The sequence below is a fragment of the Streptomyces sp. DI166 genome (assembly GCF_900091315.1).
GTDB lineage: Bacteria > Actinomycetota > Actinomycetes > Streptomycetales > Streptomycetaceae > Streptomyces > Streptomyces fuscus.
In genome coordinates this window covers 1-6,700 of sequence record NZ_FLSP01000187.1, presented here as the reverse complement: position 1 = coordinate 6,700, position 6,700 = coordinate 1, and the positions used below count along the sequence as shown (strand labels likewise).

The following is a 6,700-nucleotide window of genomic DNA, read 5'->3' as shown; positions in this document are numbered from 1 at the left end:
CCCATCGGGCCCGGACCGCGCGTCGCCGACGCCCGCGCCGCCGCGGTGAAGGCACCGCCGCCGGAGGCGGGCCTGGTCGCCTCCTGGTCCAAGCCCCGCCCCGGCGTCAACGGCGCCGACCCGGCCGTGGCGCCCGCCGCGCCGCCGGTGCCCCCGGAGACGCCCAGCGGCTGGCGCCCCTGGCGGTTCCGTATGTCGAACGACGTGTGGGGCACCCCGGCGGTCGCCGGTGACCTGGTCTACGTCACCTCCTTCGAGGTGCACGCCCTCGACGTCGCCACCGGCCGCCGCCGCTTCAAGACCAGGGACGTCGCCTGGTCGATGGCGGTCGCGGACGGCCGTATCCACGCCTCCGACGGGCCCACCCTGTTCGCGCTGGACAGCCGCGAGGGCGCCGACCTGTGGCGGCTGCCCACGGACGCCTGGGTGTACTCCCTCAAGGCGGAGCGCGGCACCGTGGTCACCGGCACCCGCGGCGGCGGCGTACAGGCGTGGGAGGCGTCCACCGGGCAGCGGCTGTGGGAGCTTTCCGGTGCCCAGAGCGACTTCGAGTCCCCCGAGGCGGGCCCGGCACTGTACGAGGGCACCGTCTACGTCTGGCAGGACGCCCGGCTGCGCGCCCGGGACGCCAGAACCGGCGACGAGCGCTGGTCGTACCCGATCGGCGACGCCGCCTCCTGCGGCGGAGTGCCGGTCCGCATCACCCAGGCGCCCGACGGCTACGTCTACGTCTCCGCAGGCACCCGCGTGATCGCCCTGGACGTGGCCACCGGCCAGGTCCGCTGGCACTTCGAGGCCCCCGCGGTCTTCCTCAGCCCGCCCACCTTCGTCCCCGGCCCGGCGGTCACCGGCGGCGGCGTCTACCTCGCCGACTACCTCGGCACGGTCTACGCCCTGGACGCCACCGACGGCCGCGACCGCTGGCGGATCGCCACCGAGGCCCGGTCCTCCATCGAGCCGGTGCTGGTGGCCGCGGGCCATGTGCACGTGGGCAGCGGCAAGGGCCTGTACACGCTGGACGCGGTCACCGGCACGCCCAAGTGGCGCTTCCAGGCGGGCGGCGACATCGTGGGCGCCCCCTCGGTGGCGGAGGGCCGGATTCACTTCGGCTCCACCGACCACCTGCTGTACACGCTCAAGGCCGACGACGGACGGCTGCGCTGGAAGCTGGCCACCGGCGGCGAGATCACCGGCTCGCCGGTCGTCCGGGACGGGGTCGTGTACGCGTGCAGCAAGGACCGCTGTGTCTACGCGCTCGACGCGGAGAAGGGCACGGGCACCGCGCGCACCGCGTGAGGCGGGACGGCCGTCGTACCGGTGCACGGAAGGGGGGCCGGGCGGCGGCCGTCACTGCCGGGAGCGGACCTGACACCGCTCTCACAGCGAACGCTACGCCGGGGACGCCCCGGTCGCCATGTGGTGACATGGCCGTGACAGGCCCGGGCTAGGGTGGCCCTTATGGATCTTCGGGGGCGCAAGCTCAAATTCACAGCGGTGGCGGTACTGGTGGTTCTCTCCCTGACGGGTTTCTCGTCGGGCCGCGGCCACGGCGGCAGCGGTGACGGTGACTCGGGTGGCGGATGCAGCAGCTCCAGCCAGAACCACGACAGTTCGTCGAACCGGCACGACGACGATGACGACAACGACACGTCCGGCTCGGGCGGCTCCGGCCCCGGCGCGGACTCCGGCTCGGCGGGCACCGCGCAGGACGTGACGATCGACCTGGTGAGCTGCGCGAGCACGGAGCAGCCGTACGCGGTCGTCGACCTGACCAACCCGAACGGCAACCCGGTCACCGTCACGGTCGTCGTCCACTTCAAGGACGCCCAGTCCTCCGTGGTCGACATGCAGACGGTCGAGGAGATCGTCCCCGCCGGCGAGACCGCCCAGGTCCAGGTCGACCTCACCGACGCGTCCCACGCGGCGCAGGTCGACCTCTGCGAGGCCGAGCTGATGCCGACCGTCTGACACCGGTCACCGCACCAGCGGAGGGCCGCCGGTACGCCGCCGGGCGACCAGCTCCGCCTGCCGCCCGGCGGGCAGGTTCCCCAGCGCGATGAGCTGCGGCGCCTGCGCGAAGGCCCGCTCGCGGACCCCCTCCTGCGCCGCCCACAGGGCCCGTACGGTGCCCTGGACGGCCTCGGTCGGATACCCGGCGAGGACCTCGGCACACCGCAGGGCGGCGGTCAGGTCACCCTCCGGCTCGGTCAGTTCGGACACCAGACCCACCTCATGGGCCCGTCGGGCGGAGATCCGCTCGGCGGTGCCCATGAGCATCATCCGCGCCACCTCCCCGACCGGCATCCGCGTCGCCATCAGCATCGACTCGTACGCGCAGACCATGCCGTAGGAGGTGTGCGGGTCGAAGAACTCGGCGCTCGGGTCGGCGACGAGGAAATCGCACTCCGCGAGCAGATAGAACGCCCCGCCGCAGGCCATGCCGTGCACGGCGGCGACGACCGGCTTCCACAGATCGTTGGACTTGGGGCCCACCCGCAGCAGCGGATCGTCCAGCGAGAAGGGCGAGTTGGGCTGCGGTACGACCGTGTCCCGGTCGATCCCGGTGCAGAACGCCCGCCGCCCGGCCCCGGTGAGGACGACGGCGCGTACGGAGTCGTCGAACCGGAACTCCCGCCAGACCTCGACGAGTTCACGCACCGTTGCGAGGTCCAGGGCATTGAGCCGCTCGGGCCGGTCGAGCGTGACGACACCGACCCCCTTCTCCCGCCTGACGTCGAGACTCACGCCCGCTCCAGAACCCACTGCGGCATCCCGTCGCCGTCGAAGACGACCCGCACCCGTTCCCCGATCCGCACCCGGTCGGGCGGGAACGCCCCCAGCGGATCACCGGCCCGCCCGACGAGGTTGCCCACCAGCCGGATCCGGGGCAGATCGACCAGCTCGACGACCACCACCACGTACGGCGCACAGGCCGCGTAGTCCGGCAGCAGCGGCGGATGGGGCACGACATAGGACCAGATCCGCCCGTGTCCGCCGACCGGGCGCCACTCGCTCGCGAAGGACTGGCAGTGCGGGCAGCAGGGGCGGGGCGGGAAGCGGGGTTCGGCGCACTCGGCGCAGAACTGGACCCGCAGTTCACCGCGGGCCGCGTACTGCCAGAAGGGGGCGCCGTCGGTGTCGGTGACGGGGGCGAGCATCCTGATCGACTCCTCAGTTCCGTAGGAGCAGCGCGGAGGTGGGAACCCCCTCGCCCGCGGTGACGAGGCAGGTGGCGGCGCCGGGCACCTGGGCGGTACTGGTGCCGCGGAGCTGTTTGACGCCCTCGGTGATGAGGTTGAAGCCGTGCACATAGGCCTCGCTCAGCCCGCCACCGCCTGTGTTGAGCGGCAGCCGCCCGCCGATTTCCAGCGCCCCGCCCTCGGTGAACGCCCCGCCCTCGCCGCGCCCGCAGAAGCCGTACCCCTCCAGGGACAGCGGGACGAGCGGGGTGAAGGCGTCGTAGATCTGGGCGACGTCGACGTCCTGCGGGGTGAGATCGGCGTGCTTCCACAGGTGCCGGGCGGCGGTCCACGCAGGTCCCGTGAGCGGGTCGTCGTTCCAGTAGTTGACCATGCCGTGGTGCTGGGCGGGCAGCCCCTGGGCGGCGGAGTGCACATAGACAGGAGGCCGCCGGCAGTCCCGGGCCCGCTCCCGACTGACCACGACACATGCCAACGCCCCATCGGTCTCCAGGCAGTTGTCGTACAGACACAGAGGCTCGCTGATCCACCGCGCGTTCATGTACATCTCGCGGGTCAGGGGCCGTTCGTACATCACGGCGGCCGGGTTCTGGTTGGCGCGGTTGCGGCAGGCGAGGGCGACATTGAACAGATGATCACGGGTGGTGCCGTACTCGTGCATGTGGCGGCGGGCGAGCATGGCTATCTCGTCGACGGGCCGCAGCAGCCCGAAGGGCCGGGTCCACTGCGCCGGAGTCGGCAGCTGGACCTGGGTGTTGGTCCACGGCCGGGGCCCCGACCCGCGCTTGCGGGACCGCCAGGCGACGCCCACGGTCGCCTGCCCCGCCGCGATGGCAGCGGCGAGATGGGCGACGGTGGCGCAGGAACCGCCGCCGCCGTAGCCGACCTTGCTGAAGAAGGTGAGGTCACCGAGGCCGACGGCCTTGGCCAGCTCCACCTCGTCGGTGTCCTCCATGGTGTACGAGGCGAGCGCGTCGACCTCGCCGGGCGCGATCCCGGCATCGTCCAGCGCGGCGAGCACGGCACGGCAGGCGAGGGTGCGTTCGTCCTCCGGGAGGTGCTTGGCGAAGGGCGTCTGCCCGATCCCGACGATGGCGGTGGCGTCCTTGATCCCGACCATGCTGGAGCCCCTCCCGTCTGCCGCCCTTTGCTGACAGACCGTCAGGTTACAGCTAATCTGACGGGCAGTCAGCTAGTGGCTTGGGGGCTGTTGTGCGCGGTGACGTCGAGTGGGGCAGCATTCCGGAACTCGTCCGCCGGTCGGCCGAGCGGTACGCCGACACCGAGGCGGTGGTGGAGGGCCGGACCCGTATCTCCTACGCCGAGTTGGGCGCCCGGATCGAGCGTTCCACGGCGGCCTGCGTCGCCGCCGGGGTCCGTCCCGGCGACCGGGTCGCCCTCTGGGCGCCGAACACCCTGGACTGGATCGTGGCCGCGCTGGGCGCGGTGTCGGCGGGGGCGGTCCTGGTCCCCGTGAACACCCGCTTCAAGGGCACGGAGGCGGCGGACGTCCTGCGCAGGAGCGGAGCGAAACTCCTCTTCGTGACGGGCACCTTCCTCGGCACGTCCTACGTCGCCTCGCTGCGCCGGGCGATGGCGGCGGGTCCCGGACTCCCCGCGCTGCGGGATGTCGTAGTGCTGGCGGACGACGCGCCGGAGGACTTCCGCACCTGGAAGGACTTCCTGGCGGCAGGGGAGGGCCTGACCGCCGAACCGCTGAACGTGCCCCCGCACTCCCCGTCGGACATCGTCTACACCTCCGGCACGACGGGCCGCCCGAAGGGCGTGCTGATCACCCACGCCCAAACCCTCCGCGCCTACGAGATCTGGTCGGACCTGGCGGGCCTGCGCCGGGGCGACCGCTATCTGATCGTGAACCCCTTCTTCCACACCTTCGGCTACAAGGCCGGGGTGATCGCGTGCCTGATGCGCGGGGCGACGATGATCCCGCAGCCGGTGTTCAACGTGGACACGGCCCTGGCGAACCTGGCGGCGGAGTCGATCACGGTCCTCCCCGGCCCGCCCACCCTCCTCCAGTCGATCCTGGACCACCCGTCCCGCCGCGCCTTCGACCTCTCCTCCCTCCGCCTGGTGGTGACGGGCGCCGCGGTGGTCCCCCTCCGCCTGGTGGAACGCCTGCGCACGGAACTGGGCGTGGAGACGGTCCTGACGGCCTACGGCCTGTCCGAGGCGACCGGCATAGTGACGATGTGCCGTCGCGGCGACGACCCGTCGGTGATCGCGTCGACGTCGGGCCGGGCGATACCGGGCACGGAGATCCGTGTGGAGGCGCCCCTGGGCACCCCCGGCGAAGTACTGGTCCGAGGCTTCAACGTCATGCGGGGCTACTACGAGGACGACCGGGCCACGGCCGAGGCCCTGACCCCGGCCGGCTGGCTGCGCACGGGGGATGTGGGCGTACTGGACGACGCGGGCAACCTGCGGGTGACGGACCGGGTGAAGGACATGTACATCGTCGGCGGCTTCAACGCCTACCCGGCGGAGATCGAGAACCTCCTCACCCTGCACCCGGACGTGGCGGAGGCGGCGGTGATCGGCGTACCGGACGCTCGCCTCGGGGAGGTCGGCAAGGCGTACGTGGTCCGGCGGCCCGGAGCGGTGCTGACGGCGGACGACCTGATGGCCTGGTCCCGCCGCGAGATGGCGAACTACAAGGTGCCGAGGTCGGTGGAGTTCGTGACGGAACTGCCGAGGAACGCGAGCGGAAAGGTGCTGAAGGGAGAGCTGAGGGGCACCGGCGCGTGACCGGTACCCCGTAGCGCTCCGCCTGTCTCACCCGAAGGCGCGAACGGCCTGGTAGTAGGTCCAGGCGGTGCTGTTGCAGGCGGTCCTGGTGGCGCCGCCGTAGTTGTTGCAGACGCGCTTGAGGTCCTCGTAGAAGGCGCTGTCGAGGCGGGACTTGTTGGCGCTGAAGGTGCCGGCGGCCTTGTAGTTCCGGTAGCCGAAGTCGTGACGGGCGCACGACATCGAGAACGGGAAGCCGAAGGGGTTGTCGGGCGAGGAGGAGCAGTAGTCGGTGGACCAGTCGAACCCGTAGGCGGACCAGGCGGACTGGTTGGCGCGGGCCGCGGCCCAGGCGTTGTAGCTGGACGCGCTGGTCTGGGTCCAACTGGACAGGACCTGCGGCTTGTCGGCGGGGGCGGCGTCGGCCGTGGCCGCGGTGGCGGCGACGGTGACGAGCGCCAGGGTCGAGGTTGCAAGTGCGGTACCGAGTCTGCGGTGCATCCCACACCTCCATGAGGCTGCCCACCCGCTTGTCGGGCGGGCAGGTACATGACATGAGGATGCGGCCAGGTCTATGCGCGTTGAAAGTAGTCGGCGTCAAATTTTCCGTGAATCAACGAATATGAGGACGCATCAGGGGACGAAGGGTGGGATATGGGTCCGGGGAACTGCCGCGAGCTCGGGTCTGAGGGGGTAACTCCGGGCCGTGGGTGTGGGGTTACGGCTGTGGGTGTCCCTGTACGGCGCTACTGAGC

General features: G+C 71.6%; 7 protein-coding genes. 3 read left to right on the top strand and 4 right to left on the bottom strand.

The genetic code is table 11. The features are described from left to right. Both GA0115233_RS39315 and GA0115233_RS39310 read left to right on the top strand, forming a co-directional pair. Positions 1-1,296 (top strand): outer membrane protein assembly factor BamB family protein (locus tag GA0115233_RS39315; protein ID WP_176712107.1); only part of this gene is annotated, 1,296 nt, incomplete at its 5' end. 162 nt (positions 1,297-1,458) lie between these two features. Then, complete coding sequence (locus tag GA0115233_RS39310; protein ID WP_093725522.1) at positions 1,459-1,968, top strand: hypothetical protein; 510 nt, start codon at positions 1,459-1,461, stop codon at positions 1,966-1,968. A 6-nt stretch (positions 1,969-1,974) separates the two neighbouring features. Here GA0115233_RS39310 and GA0115233_RS39305 read toward each other — a convergent pair whose 3' ends face one another. The 3 genes from GA0115233_RS39305 to GA0115233_RS39295 are packed head-to-tail and all read right to left on the bottom strand — an operon-like array spanning position 1,975 to position 4,320. Further along, the gene (locus GA0115233_RS39305) at positions 1,975-2,745 is read right to left on the bottom strand and encodes an enoyl-CoA hydratase/isomerase family protein (RefSeq protein ID WP_093725520.1); all 771 of its coding nucleotides are present in this window, start codon (positions 2,743-2,745) and stop codon (positions 1,975-1,977) included. Beyond that, entirely contained in the window at positions 2,742-3,158 is a 417-nt protein-coding gene (locus GA0115233_RS39300) for a Zn-ribbon domain-containing OB-fold protein (protein ID WP_093725518.1), read from the bottom strand. Before GA0115233_RS39300 ends, GA0115233_RS39305 begins: the two co-directional genes overlap by 4 nt. A gap of 13 nt (positions 3,159-3,171) precedes the next feature. Next, complete coding sequence (locus tag GA0115233_RS39295) at positions 3,172-4,320, bottom strand: lipid-transfer protein (RefSeq protein WP_093725516.1); 1,149 nt, start codon at positions 4,318-4,320, stop codon at positions 3,172-3,174. Between the two features lie 92 nt (positions 4,321-4,412). Between GA0115233_RS39295 and GA0115233_RS39290 the strand changes: the two genes are divergently transcribed. Then, positions 4,413-5,966 (top strand): FadD3 family acyl-CoA ligase, encoded by a 1,554-nt coding sequence (locus GA0115233_RS39290; RefSeq protein ID WP_093725514.1) that lies wholly within the window; start codon positions 4,413-4,415, stop codon positions 5,964-5,966. A gap of 27 nt (positions 5,967-5,993) precedes the next feature. Here GA0115233_RS39290 and GA0115233_RS39285 read toward each other — a convergent pair whose 3' ends face one another. Further along, positions 5,994-6,446, bottom strand: coding sequence for a phospholipase (locus GA0115233_RS39285; protein ID WP_093725512.1), 453 nt, complete (start codon positions 6,444-6,446; stop codon positions 5,994-5,996). Positions 6,447-6,700: the final 254 nt, after the last annotated feature.

Excerpts from the sequence above, each read along its gene's own strand:
- GA0115233_RS39310 (WP_093725522.1), top strand. The coding sequence starts at position 1,459 with ATGGATCTTCGGGGGCGCAAGCTCAAATTCACAGCGGTGGCGGTACTG.
- GA0115233_RS39300 (WP_093725518.1), bottom strand. The coding sequence starts at position 3,158 with ATGCTCGCCCCCGTCACCGACACCGACGGCGCCCCCTTCTGGCAGTAC.
- GA0115233_RS39295 (WP_093725516.1), bottom strand. The coding sequence starts at position 4,320 with ATGGTCGGGATCAAGGACGCCACCGCCATCGTCGGGATCGGGCAGACG.
- GA0115233_RS39285 (WP_093725512.1), bottom strand. The coding sequence starts at position 6,446 with ATGCACCGCAGACTCGGTACCGCACTTGCAACCTCGACCCTGGCGCTC.